This is a genomic window from Brevundimonas sp. FV1ye29L (genome assembly GCF_058681095.1).
In genome coordinates this window covers 2174388-2190706 of sequence record NZ_CM178730.1, presented here as the reverse complement: position 1 = coordinate 2190706, position 16319 = coordinate 2174388, and the positions used below count along the sequence as shown (strand labels likewise).

17 protein-coding genes and 1 tRNA gene are annotated in these 16319 nt (G+C 67.4%); 13 read left to right on the top strand and 5 right to left on the bottom strand.

Going from position 1 to position 16319, the window contains the following annotated elements; all coding sequences use genetic code 11:
- The first annotated feature begins 38 nt into the window (after positions 1–38).
- Entirely contained in the window at positions 39–980 is a 942-nt protein-coding gene (locus ACW17W_RS10870) for a MotE family protein (protein WP_492076886.1), read from the top strand.
- 14 nt (positions 981–994) lie between these two features.
- Here the strand turns inward: ACW17W_RS10870 and ACW17W_RS10865 are convergent, their stop codons facing one another.
- Complete coding sequence (locus ACW17W_RS10865) at positions 995–1342, bottom strand: TFIIB-type zinc ribbon-containing protein (RefSeq protein WP_492076885.1); 348 nt, start codon at positions 1340–1342, stop codon at positions 995–997.
- Between the two features lie 263 nt (positions 1343–1605).
- On the opposite strand from ACW17W_RS10865, the gene ACW17W_RS10860 reads away from it, so the two are divergent.
- The 10 genes from ACW17W_RS10860 (at position 1606) to ACW17W_RS10815 (ending at position 11517) form a co-directional block, all read left to right on the top strand.
- Complete coding sequence (locus ACW17W_RS10860; RefSeq protein ID WP_492076884.1) at positions 1606–1854, top strand: DUF3297 family protein; 249 nt, start codon at positions 1606–1608, stop codon at positions 1852–1854.
- A gap of 44 nt (positions 1855–1898) precedes the next feature.
- Entirely contained in the window at positions 1899–3362 is a 1464-nt protein-coding gene (locus ACW17W_RS10855; protein ID WP_492076883.1) for a M20/M25/M40 family metallo-hydrolase, read from the top strand.
- Positions 3363–3372: 10 nt separating this feature from the next.
- Positions 3373–3457: transfer RNA gene (locus tag ACW17W_RS10850), tRNA-Leu, on the top strand.
- A 463-nt stretch (positions 3458–3920) separates the two neighbouring features.
- On the top strand, positions 3921–4490 hold the full coding sequence (locus ACW17W_RS10845; RefSeq protein ID WP_492076882.1) for a lipocalin family protein: 570 nt from the start codon (positions 3921–3923) through the stop codon (positions 4488–4490).
- Between the two features lie 40 nt (positions 4491–4530).
- A complete protein-coding gene (locus ACW17W_RS10840; protein ID WP_492076881.1) occupies positions 4531–5562 on the top strand; it encodes an SAM-dependent methyltransferase in 1032 nt (343 codons plus the stop codon).
- A complete protein-coding gene (locus ACW17W_RS10835; RefSeq protein ID WP_492076880.1) occupies positions 5559–5963 on the top strand; it encodes a DUF2177 family protein in 405 nt (134 codons plus the stop codon). Before ACW17W_RS10840 ends, ACW17W_RS10835 begins: the two co-directional genes overlap by 4 nt.
- 46 nt (positions 5964–6009) lie before the next feature.
- Positions 6010–7017 (top strand): thioredoxin-disulfide reductase, encoded by a 1008-nt coding sequence (gene trxB / locus ACW17W_RS10830; RefSeq protein WP_492076879.1) that lies wholly within the window; start codon positions 6010–6012, stop codon positions 7015–7017.
- Positions 7018–7116: 99 nt separating this feature from the next.
- On the top strand, positions 7117–8826 hold the full coding sequence (locus ACW17W_RS10825) for an alkaline phosphatase family protein (RefSeq protein ID WP_492076878.1): 1710 nt from the start codon (positions 7117–7119) through the stop codon (positions 8824–8826).
- Positions 8827–8983: 157 nt separating this feature from the next.
- Positions 8984–10426: a pyruvate kinase gene (pyk, locus tag ACW17W_RS10820; protein ID WP_492076877.1), complete on the top strand. Its 1443-nt coding sequence runs from the start codon at positions 8984–8986 to the stop codon at positions 10424–10426.
- A gap of 50 nt (positions 10427–10476) precedes the next feature.
- Positions 10477–11517, top strand: coding sequence for a DNA adenine methylase (locus ACW17W_RS10815; protein ID WP_492080312.1), 1041 nt, complete (start codon positions 10477–10479; stop codon positions 11515–11517).
- Here the strand turns inward: ACW17W_RS10815 and rnhB are convergent, their stop codons facing one another.
- Entirely contained in the window at positions 11518–12165 is a 648-nt protein-coding gene (gene rnhB, locus ACW17W_RS10810; protein WP_492076876.1) for a ribonuclease HII, read from the bottom strand.
- Positions 12162–12761 (bottom strand): DNA-3-methyladenine glycosylase I, encoded by a 600-nt coding sequence (locus ACW17W_RS10805; protein ID WP_492076875.1) that lies wholly within the window; start codon positions 12759–12761, stop codon positions 12162–12164. Before ACW17W_RS10805 ends, rnhB begins: the two co-directional genes overlap by 4 nt.
- Before the next feature lie 103 nt (positions 12762–12864).
- On the opposite strand from ACW17W_RS10805, the gene ACW17W_RS10800 reads away from it, so the two are divergent.
- Positions 12865–14610: an alpha/beta hydrolase gene (locus ACW17W_RS10800; RefSeq protein WP_492076874.1), complete on the top strand. Its 1746-nt coding sequence runs from the start codon at positions 12865–12867 to the stop codon at positions 14608–14610.
- A 187-nt stretch (positions 14611–14797) separates the two neighbouring features.
- Here ACW17W_RS10800 and ACW17W_RS10795 read toward each other — a convergent pair whose 3' ends face one another.
- Positions 14798–14956: a hypothetical protein gene (locus ACW17W_RS10795; protein WP_492076873.1), complete on the bottom strand. Its 159-nt coding sequence runs from the start codon at positions 14954–14956 to the stop codon at positions 14798–14800.
- A gap of 155 nt (positions 14957–15111) precedes the next feature.
- On the opposite strand from ACW17W_RS10795, the gene ACW17W_RS10790 reads away from it, so the two are divergent.
- Positions 15112–15381: a hypothetical protein gene (locus tag ACW17W_RS10790; RefSeq protein WP_492076872.1), complete on the top strand. Its 270-nt coding sequence runs from the start codon at positions 15112–15114 to the stop codon at positions 15379–15381.
- 497 nt (positions 15382–15878) lie between these two features.
- Here the strand turns inward: ACW17W_RS10790 and ACW17W_RS10785 are convergent, their stop codons facing one another.
- Positions 15879–16160, bottom strand: a complete 282-nt coding sequence (locus ACW17W_RS10785; protein ID WP_492076871.1) for a hypothetical protein — start codon at positions 16158–16160, stop codon at positions 15879–15881.
- Positions 16161–16319 lie beyond the last annotated feature (159 nt).

The window sequence follows — 16319 nt, the reverse complement described above, 5'->3', positions numbered from 1 at the left end:
GACGCCCGCCTGGCCTGACGGCCTGTGAGACCCGATAGATGGCCCGGATTCCCCGCCTGCTGCCCCTGATCGCCATCGCCATAGGCGGCGTCGTCGCCGTGCGCGCCGTCGGTGCCGGCCCCGGTCTTTTCGAGGGCGCCCGCGCCTGGGCCGAGGACGCCGCCTCGACCGCCACGCCCGCCGCCGGAACCGCTCCGGCCCGGACCCCGCCGGCTGTCTGCGCCCTGACCGAGGAACAGCTGGCGCAACAGGCCGGGATGTCGCCCGCCGAGCTGCGCATCATCCAGTCGCTGATGAAGCGCCGCACCGAGCTGGACGCCCGGGATACCGACTTCGCCACGACGCTGCCCCTGATGGCCGCGGCCGAACAGAAGCTGGACGCCAAGGTCCAGGCCCTTACAGCGCTGAAGGGCGAGATACAGGCCCTGCTGGGTCAGGTCGACGCCCGCGAGAAGGCCGAGAACGACCGGCTGGTCGCCGTCTATTCGGCCATGCGTCCGCGCGAGGCCGCTGCGGTTCTGGCCACGCTCGACGACAGCGTGCGCCTGCCTATCGCCGCCGCCATGCGTCCGCGCAGTCTCTCGGCCGTCATGGCCCAGATGCCGCCTGCCGCTGCCCGGGAACTGACTGAAAAGCTGGCCCGTCGCTATCAGGCCCAGCAACTGGCCGCCAGGGCTGCTGTCGCCAACGCCGCCGAGACACCGGCCCAGGCTGCGGCGCCCGCTGCCGCAGCGACGCCAACCACACCGGCGGCCGCCACGCCGACCCCGACCCCGGCCGGGGCGCCGAAGCCGGCCGCCCAGGCCCCGCGCCGGCCCGCCGCCCGGCCGGCGGCGCGCCCCGCCGCGCGCCCGTCCGCCAACCGGCCGGCCGCCAATACTCCGGCTTCAGCGGCCCCGGCCGTAGCAGGGCCGCAGCCCTACCAGGCCCCGTCGGGTGCGACGGCGACCCCGGCCGCACCGCGCCAGTCGGTGCAGTAAGGCCCGGCCCGGCGTCAGTCGAAGATATCGAAGATCGAGTCGCGCTTTTTACGTTTGCGGTAGAAGTCCTCGTCGTCGCGCCGGTAGCGATCCTTGTCGCGGTCATCAGAGCGATAGCTGTCGGGCCGCTGGGTCCAGGGCTGGGTCGCGCGTTCGGGCGATGATGCCGACGCCGATGCGTTCTGAGCCGGCGAATCAGGGGCAGAGGCGCGGCCGGTCTCGGTCGCCGCCTCCATCAGTTTTTCCAGCTCGCCACGGTCCAGCCAGACGCCCCGGCAGCTGGGGCACATGTCGAACTGGACGCCGGAGCGTTCCAGCGTCTGCATCGCGGTATTGTCGTTCGGGCACATCAAAAGGGGCATGGGCGTCTTTCGGTTGGAGTGAACGCCGACGCCCGGGCAGCCGGGAGGGAGGCATCCGGGCGTCGGCCGGACGCGCTGGCATCCGTCACGATCCGACATCGCGCGGCCGCCGGAGGGGATCGGACGGTCGCGCCAGAGGGGCCCGCATCGTGGGATGTGATTTGTGAAGCTGTCGCGATCCGCGCAAGGGGGCGGGTTGTCGCGGTTGGCTTTGCCTTCGGCGACCGCTATTGAGCCCGCTCGCTGCACCAAGAGTTTCCGCCATGTCCGATGCCCTGCCTGATCGCCTGTCGGTCGATCCCTCCAGCCCGTTCCATGACGCCGACCTGCTGGCGCGCGGCATTGGCATCCGGTTCAAGGGCGAGGACAAGACCAATGTCGAGGAATATTGCGTCTCGGAGGGCTGGGTCCGTCTGGCGCTCGGCAACCGGGTGGACCGCAAGGGCAAGGCCCTGACCGTCAAACTGCAGGGTCCGGTCGAACCCTATATCAAGGGTGACGGCGAGGGCTGATCGGCTCTACAACACGGCTTCCTTTCGAGTCTTCGAGGTCCCCCGTGGTTCGCCCTGTCCGCCCTGTTTCCTTCCTGCGTACGGGCGTCTGCGCCCTGGCGCTTGTTCTGACGGCGCCCGGCCTTGCGGCGGCCCAGAGCGCCGAAACGGTGCGGGCGGCCGAACAGATCCGGGATCGCGCGCTCCATTCCAACGTGGCCCTGGACTATGTGACCCAGCTGACCACCCGCTTCGGGGCGCGTCCGGCGGGGTCTCCCTCGGAACAGGCCGCCGCCGTCTGGTCGGCGGAATACCTCAGGTCTCTGGGGTTCCAGAACGTGCGCATCCAGTCATTCCCCCTGGTTGGATGGGAGCGGGGCGAGGACAGCGCGACCCTGCTGGGCGAACACCCCCAGCGCCTCGCCGTTGCGGCCCTGGGCCATTCGATCCCGACTCCGGTGGACGGGGTCGAGGGGGAGGTGGTGCGGTTCAGCACGCTGGAGGCGCTGATGGCCGTTCCCGCCGGCGCCCTTGCCGGAAAGATCGCCTATGTCGACGCCGGCCAGCTGATTCCAATGCAGGACGGGTCGGGATATGGCCCCCTGACCCGGATTCGCGGCGCAGGTCCGTCGGTGGCGGCGGCCAGGGGCGCGGCGGCCTTCATCATGCGTTCGGTCGGATCCGACATGCACCGCATGCCGCATACGGGCACGACCCGCTATGTCGACGGCAAGGTGCCCCTGCCGGGCTTCGCCCTGTCGGGACCGGACGCCAGCCAACTGAGCCGGCTGATGGATATGGCCGAGGCGTCCGGGAGCGCCGCGCCGCGACTGAGACTGACGTCGACGGCTAAGATCTATGAAACCACGTCGCAGAATGTCATCGCCGACCTGCCGGGCCGCACCCGCCCGCAGGAGGTGATCGTTCTCGGTTCGCATCTGGACAGCTGGGACCTGGGCACGGGGGCGATCGACGACGGGGCCGGCGGCGCCATCACCATCGCCGCCGCCAAGGCCATGATGGAGCACGGCCGCCCTGCGCGCACCGTACGCGTCATCCTGTTCGGGGCGGAGGAGGTGTCCCAGCCGACGGATACCGGCAATGGCGGCGGCGCCTATCTGCGCAGCCTCAGCGCCGAGGAGCTTCGCAATCACGTCTTCACGGGCGAGAGCGATTTCGGTGCCGACCGCGTCTATGCCTTCGGCCTGCCGGTTGGATCGCAGGGATCGGATTTCGCGAAGGCTGCGGGGCGGGTGCTGTATCCGGTCGGCGTCCTGCCCTCGCCCGATCCGGAGTTGCACGGCGGCGCCGACATCGGCCCCATCGTCGAGGCCGGGGTCCCCGTATTCGGTCTTAACCAGGACGGCCTGCGTTATTTCGACCTGCATCATACGGCCGACGACACCCTGGACAAGATCGATCCGCGACAGCTGAGCCAGAACGTCGCCGCCTGGTCCGCCCTGGTCTGGCTGGCGGCCGACAGCGACGTCGATTTCCGCGCAATGCGTCCCGCTGCACCGGCTCCCTGAACGTGTCTTTGCGAGCGTGGCGAAACTGGTAGACGCAAGCGACTTAAAATCGCTCGACTTCGGTCATGCGGGTTCGACCCCCGCCGCTCGCACCAACGTCTTGGCCCGGACCGGACCTGTAGAAAAGGTTCATCAATGTTTCGTGGCGATCCTGTGAAGGATCGGTTACTCCGGCGTGCCGTAGGACCGATCCATCACCCGGAACGGGGAGGAAACACATGCGGATCGACTACGGGAATATGCAGATTGAACTTCACGATCTGAGGACGGGGTGCCTCTGGGTTGTGTTCGATCAGGAGAACGAGGAAGCGGCCGCTGGCAGGGCGCCAGACCGGCGCCTTGCATTGCGACGCGCGAGACATGCGGCGTGGACGCATTTCAATCCACTGGCGATATGGATGCGTCGGCTGACGGCCCTGGCGTTAAACCAGCCCTGACCGGCCTTTGCCGTTTTTTTGCGGTTGTGCCCGGTCGGTCGCCCCGTCGTCTGTCGCATCCAAAAGCCGTGCAAATGCGTAGTCACCCCGTAAGCCCCAGAGGCGAAACGGGAACGGCGATATGCAGTCCGAAACTTCTTCGCTGAACAATCGCGCCGGCCGGACAGACTTCTGGACCCCGTGGCTGGCGCTTGCCGCTGTCCTGCTGCTTTGCTGGCCGCAGTCCGCTTCGGCCCAGGCGCCCGAGCCGCTTCGGACCATCAATCTCGATCGCTTCATGGGCCGCTGGCATGAGATTCTGCGCACGCCCAATGACCACCAGCGCGACTGCTGGGCGGGGAGTCAGGTCTGGGCCCGGACGCAGCCGGGACGGTTCTCGATCCGTCAGACCTGCCACAGGGGGTCCGCTGCGGGGCCGGTGCGTACGATCAACACCTCGGCGCGCGTTCTCGATCCCGCGACCAACGCCAAGTTCGAGGCCAGCTTCTTCGGCGGGCTGATCCGCCAGCGCTACTGGGTGATCGACATCGCGCCTGACTACAGCTGGATGATCGCCACCACGGCCGACGGCAAGTTTCCCGCCCTGCTGTCTCGTAGTGCGACCATGTCCGCGGCGCAGCGCCAACAGCTGACCGCGCGTATGGCCCGCCTTGGCCTGCCCACCCGCCAGCTGGAAGCCTCGGTTCCGTGACCCGCGTCCCGGCCTGTCCTCGCCCCATCAGGAGTATCGTTTGAGCTTGATCGCAAACAGCGTGAACCGGTTGCAGGACGCGCCGTTCCCCGACTTCGTCACCCGCCCGGCCATCGCCCTGCTGGTCGCCACTGCCCGACGCCGGCTGGACGCGCCGCCTGCCGGGATCGAGGCCGAATTCGCTCTCGAGATGGCGGCCCGCCCGGTCGCAGAGTTCACCGAGGCGGCGAACGAGCAGCACTATGAGCTGCCTGCACGCTTTTTCGAACTGTGTCTGGGGCCGCACCGCAAATATTCGAGCTGCTTCTTCCCGTCAGCGGACGCGACCTTGGAAGAGGCGGAGGCGGAGGCCCTGCGCCTGACCTGCGACCATGCAGGCATCGGGGACGGTCAGGACATTCTGGAGCTGGGTTGCGGCTGGGGATCCCTGTCGCTCTGGATGGCCGAGCGCTATCCCGGGGCGCGCATCACCTCGGTGTCCAACTCCCGCAGCCAGAAGGCCGAGATCGACGCCATCGCGGCCAGACGCGGACTGGGCAATCTGACGGTGATCACGGCCGATATGAACGTGTTCCGGATCGACGGGACCTTCGACCGTATCGTGTCGGTGGAAATGTTCGAGCATATGGCCAACTGGCGCGCGCTCCTGACCCGCGCGCGCGACTGGCTGCGCCCGGACGGCCGCATGTTCATTCACGTCTTCAGCCACGTGAATACGCCCTACCGGTTCGAGGTCTCGGACGACAGCGACTTCATCGCCCAGCATTTCTTTACCGGCGGGGTCATGCCCAGCCACGGTCTGATGCATCAGTATCCCGACCTGTTCGAGGTCGAGCAGGACTGGCGCTGGAGCGGAACCCACTATCAGCGCACCGCCGATATGTGGCTGGAGAATTTCGACCGTCACGAGGCCGAAATCCGGGGCCTGATGCAGGACGTCTATGGCCGCGAGGCCGCCCTGTGGATGCGGCGCTGGCGTCGATTTTTCATGGCGACCTCGGGCCTGTTCGGCGACAGCCGGGGCCAGGTCTGGGGCGTCAGCCACTATCGGATGAAGCGGAGCGGAACATGATGAAGGTGATTTCGGCCTATGGCTTTTCAGCCCTGGCCTTTCTGGCGCTGGATGCGGTCTGGCTGACCGTGGTGGGGGGCAAGCTGTATCGCCCGATCCTGGGCGACCTGCTGGCGCCCAAGGTCAATTTCACGGCGGCTGTGGTCTTCTACCTGATCTATATCGGCGGCATTACGGCTCTGGTGACCTTGCCGGCGCTCAGGGACGCCTCATGGAAGGCGGCGGCGATCAACGGCGCCATTCTGGGCTTCGTCGCCTATGCGACCTACGACCTGACCAATCAGGCGACGCTGCGGACCTGGAGCACGACGATCACCGTGGCCGATATCGCCTGGGGCACATTCCTGACCTGTGGCGCAGCCCTGGCCGGCTATTTCGGATCGCGCCTGTTGGTGAAATAGGTTCGACGGTCGCGAAAAACGGAATCAGCCCCTAGATAGGGCCGTCATGACCGAACCCCGCACTGTCCGTCTCGCCATCATTGGTTCCGGCCCCGCCGGCTGGACCGCCGCCATCTACGCCGCCCGCGCCCTGCTGAACCCGGTGATCATCGCCGGGCTCCAGCCAGGCGGTCAGCTGACCATCACGACCGACGTCGAGAACTATCCCGGCTTCGCCGAGGTGATTCAGGGGCCGTGGCTGATGGAGCAGATGAAGGCCCAGGCCGAGCACGTCGGGACCGAGGTGATCGAGGACATCGTCGTGTCCGCCGACCTGTCGAGGCGTCCGTTCCGGCTCACGCTGGACTCGGGCGGCGAGCTGCTGGCCGAGACGGTGATCATCTCCACCGGCGCCCAGGCCAAGTGGCTGGGGCTGGAGAGCGAGCAGAAATATCAGGGCTTTGGCGTCTCGGCCTGCGCCACCTGCGACGGCTTCTTCTATCGCGGCAAGCACGTCATCGTCGTCGGCGGCGGCAATACGGCGGTGGAGGAGGCGCTGTTCCTGACCAACTTCGCCGCGAAGGTCACCGTCGTGCACCGCAAGGACGAGTTCCGCGCCGAGAAGATCCTGCAGGACCGCCTGTTCGCCAATCCGAAGGTCGAGGTGGTCTGGGATCACGCGGTCGAGGAGGTGCTGGGCCAGTCCGACGGCATCAGTTCCAATGTCACCGGCGTTCGGCTCGTCAATGTGAAGACAGCGGTGACTCAGGAGATCGCCGCCGACGGCGTCTTCATCGCCATCGGCCATGCCCCGTCCTCGGAACTGTTCCTTGGCCAGCTGGAGACCAAGGCGGGCGGCTATCTGGTCGTCAAGCCCGGATCCACCGCCACCAATATCGAGGGCGTCTACGCCGCCGGCGACGTCACCGACGACATCTACCGCCAGGCGGTGACCGCCGCAGGCATGGGCTGTATGGCCGCGCTGGACGCCGTCCGCTTCCTGGCCGAACAGGATCACATGGCCGAGGGTCATCCCATCAGCCACCATGAGGCCGAGAAGATCGGCGTCTGGTAGACAGCAGCCGGCGCCTGACCGGTGTCGGCGTCCTGTCATCGTCCCGCAATGCTCCGGGACTAAGCCCGATCAGCCTGCTCTTGTCCCGGAGTCGAACTCGTGAAATCCGTCCGCGCCCTACTGTTCGTTCTGGCGCTGGCCGTACCGACGGTGTCGACAGGAAATCCTGTATGGGCGCAGAACGCAGTGTCGTCCGCCGCAACGGCTGCGCCGGTCCCGGCCGAAACCCGCAAACCGCCGGCCCTGATCGTGACGGTGGTGGTCGACCAGCTCAGCGCCAATCTGTTCAACCAGTACCGAGGGCGTTTCACGGGTGGGCTGAAGCGGCTGTCGGATCAGGGGCTGGTGTCGATCAACGGCTATCAGACCCATGGCCTGACCGAGACCTGCCCGGGACATTCGACCATCCTGACCGGGTTACATCCGACAGGAACCGGCATACCCGCCAATGACTGGATGGATCCGGCGACCGGCGAGGAGGTCTATTGCATGGCCTCTGTGCGCAACACCCTGGCGCACGGCAAGGTCACCGACAACGGCAATGTCGGCACGGAACATCTTCTGGCCTCGACGGTCCCCGACTGGCTGGCGGCGGTCAGCCCCGACAGCCGGACCTTTGCGGTTTCGGGCAAGGACCGGGGGGCCATCAACCTGGCCGGCCACGTCGGCCTGCCGTACTGGTTCACCGAGGGCTTCGGCCTGACCACCTATGTCACGCCGGACCAGACCGCCGGGGCGCGGCTGGCGCCGGTCGCCGACTTCAACGCCGCGTTCCGCGCCGAGCTGGCGGCCCGGGCGCCGGCCTGGACCTATACGCACGACGAATGCCGCGCCCTGGAAGCCGACTGGACCATTCGCGACCGCAGCTTCCGCGCCGCCGTGCCGCCCGCCAACTTCGCCTTCGACAGTTCGCCCCTGCTGGACGAATGGACCCTGAAGGCGGCCGAATACCTGCTGGAGACCCAGCAACTGGGACGGCGCGGGGTCACCGACATGCTGGGCGTCAGCCTGTCGGCCACGGACCGGATCGGCCACGGTTACGGCACCCAGGGCCCCGAGATGTGCGAACAGATGTATCGGCTTGACGCCGCCATGGGGCAATTCCTCGACCGGCTGGAGTCCATTCCCGGCGGCGTGCTGCTGGTCCTCACCGCCGATCACGGCGGGTCCGATTTCGTCGAACGCGAGGCCGCCAGGGGCTACCCCCACGCCCACCGCGCCGATCCGGCCGGCATCCAGGGCGTCAACGCCGCCTTGCGGACCCGTTTCGCTCTGGACGCCGACCCGCTGCAGTCGGGTTCCAGCGGCCTGATCGTCGCCGACAAGGACCACAGGGCCCTGGCCGAGCCCCTGAGGACAGAGGTGGCGACGGCGGCGGTCGAACTGCTGCGCGCCCTGCCTGACGTCGGCTTCGCCGAGCGCCGCGAGGTTCTGGCGGCCGAGCCCATGCCGGCCTCCACCCAGCATCCCGAGATGCTGAGCCTGCGCGAACGGATGCGGCTGTCGACCTTGCCGAACGGGCGGTCGCCGGACATCGCCTTCACCTGGGGGCCCAATGTGACTTTCGGCGGCCGTGTGGGCGGCGCGATCTCGGGGCACGGCTCGCCATGGGAATACGACCGACGCGTGCCGATCGTCTTCTGGCGGCCGGGCGGCGTCGGGCAGGAGCGGTTCCTGCCGATCCGCACGATCGACATCGCCCCGACCCTGACGAACCTGATGGGACTGGCGCCGCAGCCGGGGCTGGACGGTCGCTGCATCGATCTGGGCGCGTTCGGGGCTCCGGCCTGTCCTGTGGTCGTCCCCTGAGGAACTTCAGCCTTCTGACGGCCGTTTGTACGCGTTACACGGCGTCACTTCCTGTTTCGCCCCTGCCGTCGCCCTTACCGCGCCCGGATTTCATTGGCAGAACGCTTTTCGAGGAAATGCTTCCGGCCAACGGGACAATCATGAAAAGAGACAGGACATGAAAAGGGACAGGCGTGCGCGCATCGTCGCGACCCTGGGGCCCGCAAGCCGCGCGCCCGGCACGGTCAAGGCCCTGGCCCAGGCCGGCGTGGATGTCTTTCGCCTGAACTTCAGTCACGGGACGCATGAAGATCACGCTGCGGCGCTGAAGGCGGTGCGCGGCGCGGAGATGGCCCTGCAGCGTCCGCTGGGTGTCCTGGCCGACCTGCAAGGTCCCAAGCTGCGTCTTGGACGCTTCAGGGATGTCGAGATCAGCGTCAAGCCCGGCCACCGCATGCGCTTCGACCTCGATCCCACCCCGGGCGACGAGACGCGGGTGGAGATGCCGCATCCGGAAATCTTCAAGGCCCTGCGCACCGGCATGCTGCTGTTGCTGGATGATGGACGGGTTCGTCTCCGCGTCGGCGATCGAGCGGACGACTGGGCCGATGTAACGGTCGAGAGCGGCTCCAAACTGTCCGACCGCAAGGGCGTGGCCGTGCCGGAGGCGATCATCCCGGTCTCGGCCCTGACGCCCAAGGATCGCGAGGATCTGGCCTTCGCCCTGCGCATCGGCGTCGACTGGGTCGCGCTGAGCTTCGTCCAGAAGGCCGAGGACATGGCCGAGCTGAAGCAGATCGTGAAGGGCCGGGCGGCCTGCCTCGCCAAGATCGAGAAGCCGCAGGCCCTGGCCGACCTGGAGAGCATTCTCGACTACTGCGACGGCGTGATGGTCGCGCGGGGCGATCTGGGGGTGGAGATGCCCGCCGAAGAGGTGCCGGTCGCCCAGAAGAAGATCATCCGCGCCGCCCGCCAGCGCGGTGTGCCGGTCATCGTGGCGACCCAGATGCTTGAATCCATGACGGCCTCGCCGGCCCCGACCCGGGCCGAGGCGTCCGACGTCGCCAATGCGGTCTATGAGGGCGCCGACGCCCTGATGCTGTCGGCAGAGACGGCCTCGGGCGACTATCCGCTGGAGGCGGTCGGCATCATGAACCGGATCATGGAGCGGGTTGAAGCCGACCCCTTGTGGCCCAGTCTGATGGACGCCGAACATGCGGGCATGGACGATATCGACGCCGACGCCCTGGTCGCGGCGGCGCGCAAGGCCGGCGAGGCCCAGTCCACGGCCTGTATCGTGGTCTTCACGACCCTTGGCGGCACGGCCCGTCGGATGTCGCGCGAGCGGCCGCTGAAGCCGATCCTCGTCCTGACGCCCAAGGCCGAGACCGCGCGGCGGCTGGCGCTGGTGTGGGGGCTGGAGACGCGGCTGGGCAAGGAGCCGGCGTCGCTGGAGGACGTCACGGACCATGCCGTGGCCTCGGCCCTGCAGTACGGGCTGGCCGAGGCGGGCCAGAGGGTGCTCATTCTGGCGGGGACGCCGTTCGGGGCGCCCGGTGCGGCGAACCTGCTCCGGCTGGCGCATGCCCCGATGAAGGCCACGCGCGGGAAAAAGGCCTGATCCGACCCGTCTGATTGCCGTGGCCGCCGAAGCGGGGCAGGCTGGTGGCGATGATCAAATACCTCGGCTCCAAGCGCGCGCTGCTGGACCCCATCAAGGCGGCGGTGCGCGGCCTGTTGCCGGATGGAGGGACCGTCTGCGACCTGTTCTCCGGCACGGCGCGGGTCGGCCACGCGATGAAGGCCGAAGGCTATCGGGTCTGGTCGAACGACCTGAACGCCTATGCCCATGCCCTGGCCACGACCTATGTGCAGGCAGATCGGGAGGTCTGGCTGGAACGGACCGGGGCGGTGCTGGCCGAGCTCCGCGAGGTGAAACCCGAGGCCGGCTGGTTCACCCGGGCCTTCTGCACCGACGCCCGCTACTTCCATCCCGACAACGGCGCCCGTATCGACGCGATGCGCGACCGCATCGAGGCCATGGGGCTGGAGCCGGAGCTGAAAGCCATCGCCCTGGTCAGCCTGATGGAAGCGGCCGACCGGGTGGATTCCACGGCGGGGGTCCAGATGGCCTATATGAAACAATGGGCGCCGCGGGCGTTGAAGCCGCTGGAACTGCGCATGCCGGCCCTGCTGCCGGGCGTTGTCGCCGGGCCGTGCCGCGCCACCCGCGGCGATGCGGTCGAGATCGCCGCCGAGGTCGAGGCCGATCTCGTCTATCTGGACCCGCCCTACAACCAGCATTCCTATCTGGGGAACTATCACTGCTGGGAGAGTCTGGTGCTGTGGGACAGGCCAGAGACCTATGGCGTGGCCAACAAGCGGATCGATGTCCGGACCCGCAAGAGCGCCTTCAACAGCAAGCCCGGCATCGGTCCGGCCCTGTCGTCGGTGGTGGAGCGGCTGCGCGCCCCCAAACTGGTCGTGTCGTTCAATGACGAGGGCTATCTGTCGCGCGAGGCTCTGGTCGGGATGCTGTCGGCGCGGGGCCATGTCCATGTGGTCGAGATCGAACACCCGCGCTACGTCGGGGCCCGGATCGGCATCCACAATCCGAAGGGCGAGAAGGTCGGGACCATCGGCCGGCTGAGGAACGTCGAATATCTGTTCGTGGTCAGCGACCGGCGGCTGGACCTGCCGGTCGCCGCCTGATCAGGCCCGTTCCAGCAGGGCCCGGATCGGCGCCCAGCTGGGGCGATGGGCAGGGCAGGGGCCGTGGCGTTCCAGGGCGGCGATATGGGCCGGCGCCGCATAGCCCTTGTGCCGCTCGAAGCCATAGTCGGGATATTGCGCCGCCAGATCGATCATCAGACGGTCGCGGGCGGTCTTGGCCAGGATGGAGGCCGCGCCGATCGACAGGGACAGGCTGTCGCCCTTGACGACCGTCTCGACGTCGCAGGGCAGTTTGAACCGGTAGTTGCCGTCGACCAGGGCCGCAACGGGCGTGAGGGCCATGGCCTCGATGGCCCGGCACATGGCCAGGCCTGTGGCCCCGAGGATGTTCAGGTCCTCGATTTCCTCGACTGATGCGAAACCGACGCCCCAGGCCAGGGCGCGGGCCTTGATCTGGACGGCGAGGGCGTCACGCCGGCCCTCGGTCAGGGCCTTGGAGTCGTCGATGCCCTCGGGGAGGTCGTCGGGGTTGAGGATCACCGCCCCGGCGGAGACGGGTCCGGCCCAGGGTCCGCGGCCCGCCTCGTCCACGCCGCAGACCAGACCGCCGACGCGCAACGACAGGGCGGTTTCCAGCGACAGGTCGGGGCGGGGGCGAGCCCGCTTCGGGAACGCGTCCGCCTTCATCGGGCGAAGTCCTGAACCTGACGATGCCGGGCGCAGGTCGCCTGGTGGTCGTTGACCATGCCGACCGCCTGCATGAAGGCGTAGACGATGACCGGGCCGCAGAAGTTGAAGCCGCGCTTTTTCAGAGCCTTGGCCATGGCTTCTGATTCCGGTGTTTGCGTCGGCGCCTGACGGAACTCGGGCCACTGGTTCTGGACGGGCGCGCCGCCGACGAAGGACCACAGCCATTCGGAGAAGTCCTCTCCGCTCTCGCGCATCTCCAGCCAGATCCGGGCCCCGTTGATGGCGGCGTTGATCTTGGCGCGCGAGCGGATGATGCGGGCGTCGCCCAGCAGGCGTTCGATATCCGCCTCGCCATAGAGGGCGACCTTTTCCGGGTCGAAACCGTCGAAGGCGTCGCGCAATCCCTCGCGCTTTCTCAGGATGGTGATCCAGGCCAGGCCCGCCTGAAACCCGTCCAGCACCAGCTTTTCCCACAGGGCGCGGGGATCGTACTCGGGCACGCCCCATTCCGTGTCGTGATAGGCGACATAGAGGGGGTCGGTCCCGCACCAGCCGCAGCGGCCTTCGGCGGGGACGGGGGCGGATTCGGTCATGCCCCATTCTGGCGGATCCGGCCTTCCTCGTCATGTCTGGAAAGTCGCCGCCGACCGGTGAAATCTGGCACAGGATGACGGGTGCAGCGAGGGAGCGGGCGACATGGCGATCATGAGTGTTCTCGGGGCGCTGACGGCGGCGATCAGCCTGTCGTCCGCCCAGGCGTCTTCCGCGGCTTGCGGAGGGGTTTCGGCCCCGGTGCGGCCTTTTGAGACGGCCGCCGCGCTGCAGCCCGCCGTCTCCCTGCAGGCCGTCGCCGAGGCGCTGGATGCGGGCGATCTGGACCGGATGCGGATCCTGGCCGGGGATCCTGGTCTTCTGGCCCAGCTGGACGCCACCGACCCGGACACGCTGATCGAGCTGCATCTGGCCCTTGCCCGGGCCCATGCCGGGGCCGGGCGAACCCGCGACGCGATCGCCGCCTACAACCAGGCCCTGACGACCATCGCCCGCGTCCGGTGTCCCGGTCATATCTCGCTGGCCGAGCCGATGGAGGAGTTGGCCGGTCTGGCGACCCTGCCTGCGCGCAAGGCCGACTGGCTGGAGCGCGCCTTCCATATCCGGGAGTCGGTCTGGGGGCCCGCCAATCCCAATCTGGCGACCTATCGCGAGACGGTGAACCGGGCGCGGGCCTCGGCCGGACTGGATCCGATGCTGACGCGCGCCGCCCCTATGGACGGGCCGTCGAACTTCGACCTGATCAATGTCTGGTACGCGACCCACCGGGCGCCCACCGGGGCCCTGACGCCCGTGGACATGTTCGGCGGCGAGAGAGGCGCGCTGAACTTCGGCGTGGCCCAGGTCAGCGTGCCGCGCGACCGGACGCCGGGCTCGATCCCCCGTCCGTCGATCTGGACGCTGGAGTTCCGGCCCGATCCGAACAAGCACATGATCCTGAACAGCGTCACGCCGGTCAGCGACCGCGACGTCTTCTTCGAGCGGGTCTCCAAGGCGGTCGGATCGACCGGGCGCAAGGAGGTGTTCGTCTTCATCCATGGCTACAACACCTCGTTCGAGGGGGCGGCCATCCGCACGGCCCAGATCGCCGTGGACATGAACCTGGACGGGGCGCCGATCCTCTATTCCTGGCCGTCCCGGGCCAGTCTGCTGGGCTATCAGGCCGATACCCGGGCGGTGGCCGATCCGGCCCTTTTGACCGAGGTCGCCGACTTCCTGACCGACGTCGCCAACCGGACCGGCGCCGAGCGGGTGCATCTGGTGGCGCACTCGATGGGCAATCGCGTGCTGGAGCGGTCGCTGGACATCATCGCCGCCCGCACCGCCGGTCAGCCGCCGATGTTCCAGGAGGTGGTCTTCGCCGCCGCCGACGTCGGGGTGGACGAGTTCGAGGCCACCTGGCCGCGCATCATGGGGCTGGGCCGGCGCTTCACCCTCTATGCCTCGCGCCGCGACCGGGCCTTGCAGATTTCCGAACAGGTCAACCGGATGCAGCGCGTGGGCGACGCCCGCCGTATCGTGGTCCGCGAGGGGCTGCAGACCGTGGACACGACGGCGGCCTCCGGCGGCCTGCTGGGCCACGACGACTTCGCGGGCGGGGCCCTGGCCGACTTCCGGGCCGTGATGTGGCTGTCGCTGGAGCCGGAAAAGCGCTGCGTCCTCGAAAGCGAACAGGCCGCGACGGGGCTCTACTGGGCCTTCGGGGCCGGCTGTCCCGAGAGCGAGTTCGGGGAGGACACCGCCCTGGTGCGGGCGACGGGGTCCATCGACAAGGCCCTGGCCGCCCTGGATGTCGATCTCACCAAGGCCGCGGCCCTGGCCCGGGAGGGTCTGATGGCCAAGCGGCGCCGGCTGATCGATATGTTCGGCCTGGTCACGCCGGCTCCCTGATCCGACGGGTCCGGCCGCCCGAAAAAAAGGAGTCGGGAGAGTCGGGAGAGTCGGGAAGGTCCGGAACACTCGGGAGAAGCCTGCGATGTCAAAGACCGGACCGCATTATACCGCAGGCCCGCAGACCGATGGGCCAGGACAGCGAAGATCGGGCAAGTCGTTGATCGTATTGAAATCCGGGCCCGATTTATGAGGGTTCGCGACTGTCCGGCCCGCTCATCCAGTCAGGACGGCGCACCCTGACGGCGCGACCGCCCACGGTCAGGTCGCCATCCAGGCGGTCGCGCCGCATCAGGGCCATGGCGGCCCCGTCGACGCCACCGAGCCCCTCGCCGGCGCTCCCCATCCGGCGCCCGCGTCTCCCACAGGATGGCTTCAACAGGCCGCTACTCCCTGACAGCCATCCTCAACGTCCGCCTTCCGGCCCGATGCCAAAGACCGCTTCCGACCCAAAGCAGACCTTCTGTGTGATAGGCTGTCCCCACGCTTGGGAAGGGTTGGATGAAGCCGCCACCGGGGTTCGGTCAGCTATGTGAAGGTTTGCATCAAGACGCGCCGCTGTCCTCCGGTATCGCGCTGGCAAGGCACTGTCTGGCCTTCGTCATCACCGCCGAGAGGTCCGCGCTTTCGACCTACCTCCAGCAGATTTCCGAAAAGCCCGACGCTGAACTCAAGGGCATTTTCAATCGAGGTTCAACGGACATCGGTTTCGATGCGAAAGAGGCCCGTGCCTTCCTCGATGGCCTGCTTGGTGAGCTTCGCAATCGGTGAGCGGATGTCCGAAATGCAGCCAAGCCTGAACGTCGGCTCTCGACCCTTAGCGGCTCTTACGAGGGTCCGCTTCCGGGCGAAGTGCCCACTGAAAAGGCCAAATGTCGTCTTTGCGGCGTCCGCACCCTACGCAGGTCTTAGGCGTTCGCAGCCAAGGAGCGACGTAGCCCTTGCCCGTATCCGTGATGTCCTTTCGGCAGCGAGGGCATCGAAGCGAGTTCCCCATCACAATCCAGAAAAGCGGGCCGAGAAAAAACAGCGGCCAGAAAAACTGTGCGAGGGCGACGCCTACAAGGAGCAGGACAGCCGCACAGGCGAAGAGAGGGTAATACCAGCGCATTCAGGTTTGCCTCTTCGGGTTCTGACGGCTTGCCGCGATCAACGTCCGCTTCCCACCCCTAGCTGCAGTTCGGCGCGTCCGCTTTGGGGCTATGGGGCCGATGTCCGCTTTCCACGCTGGTGTCGATGTCGTGGCCCGACCCGTAGCGGACATTGGACTACGCGGACCGCTTCCAATCCGCATCGATCCACTGGCCGTTCTGATATCGTTTTAGACCGCTACGTTGGCCAACCCAAGAACCCAAGGGGTCAAAGGCGAAGGTATAGGTGTTGACAATTCCATCCCGAGAACAAGCCTTTACCGCAAAGGCCGACGCCATGTTGCTGACTCCCCTCCCGAACATGAGCTTGGGACTGAAAAACAGCCGCTTGATCTCCTGCGCAGTCTGGCCTCGTCGAGCGAGATATTCCACGATCTGCATCTTTGCCTTGGCAGACATTCAATCGCGTCCCACTTCATCCTCATCCTTGCGGTGGTCACGCTGTCAGCAGAGTTGATCGCGCACAACCGCTGATTTCCGCTTCCCACCCATGACGGCGGTCCAGCATGTCCGCTTTCCGGCGCGGCGCTTTTGACTAGTTTCGACCCTTAGCGGACC

Excerpts from the sequence above, each read along its gene's own strand:
- trxB (WP_492076879.1), top strand. The coding sequence starts at position 6,010 with ATGACCGAACCCCGCACTGTCCGTCTCGCCATCATTGGTTCCGGCCCC.
- ACW17W_RS10800 (WP_492076874.1), top strand. The coding sequence starts at position 12,865 with ATGGCGATCATGAGTGTTCTCGGGGCGCTGACGGCGGCGATCAGCCTG.
- rnhB (WP_492076876.1), bottom strand. The coding sequence starts at position 12,165 with ATGAAGGCGGACGCGTTCCCGAAGCGGGCTCGCCCCCGCCCCGACCTG.
- ACW17W_RS10790 (WP_492076872.1), top strand. The coding sequence starts at position 15,112 with ATGAAGCCGCCACCGGGGTTCGGTCAGCTATGTGAAGGTTTGCATCAA.
- ACW17W_RS10845 (WP_492076882.1), top strand. The coding sequence starts at position 3,921 with ATGCAGTCCGAAACTTCTTCGCTGAACAATCGCGCCGGCCGGACAGAC.
- ACW17W_RS10865 (WP_492076885.1), bottom strand. The coding sequence starts at position 1,342 with ATGCCCCTTTTGATGTGCCCGAACGACAATACCGCGATGCAGACGCTG.
- ACW17W_RS10785 (WP_492076871.1), bottom strand. The coding sequence starts at position 16,160 with ATGTCTGCCAAGGCAAAGATGCAGATCGTGGAATATCTCGCTCGACGA.
- ACW17W_RS10795 (WP_492076873.1), bottom strand. The coding sequence starts at position 14,956 with ATGGGGAGCGCCGGCGAGGGGCTCGGTGGCGTCGACGGGGCCGCCATG.
- ACW17W_RS10870 (WP_492076886.1), top strand. The coding sequence starts at position 39 with ATGGCCCGGATTCCCCGCCTGCTGCCCCTGATCGCCATCGCCATAGGC.
- ACW17W_RS10860 (WP_492076884.1), top strand. The coding sequence starts at position 1,606 with ATGTCCGATGCCCTGCCTGATCGCCTGTCGGTCGATCCCTCCAGCCCG.
- ACW17W_RS10815 (WP_492080312.1), top strand. The coding sequence starts at position 10,477 with ATGATCAAATACCTCGGCTCCAAGCGCGCGCTGCTGGACCCCATCAAG.
- ACW17W_RS10835 (WP_492076880.1), top strand. The coding sequence starts at position 5,559 with ATGATGAAGGTGATTTCGGCCTATGGCTTTTCAGCCCTGGCCTTTCTG.
- pyk (WP_492076877.1), top strand. The coding sequence starts at position 8,984 with ATGAAAAGGGACAGGCGTGCGCGCATCGTCGCGACCCTGGGGCCCGCA.
- ACW17W_RS10805 (WP_492076875.1), bottom strand. The coding sequence starts at position 12,761 with ATGACCGAATCCGCCCCCGTCCCCGCCGAAGGCCGCTGCGGCTGGTGC.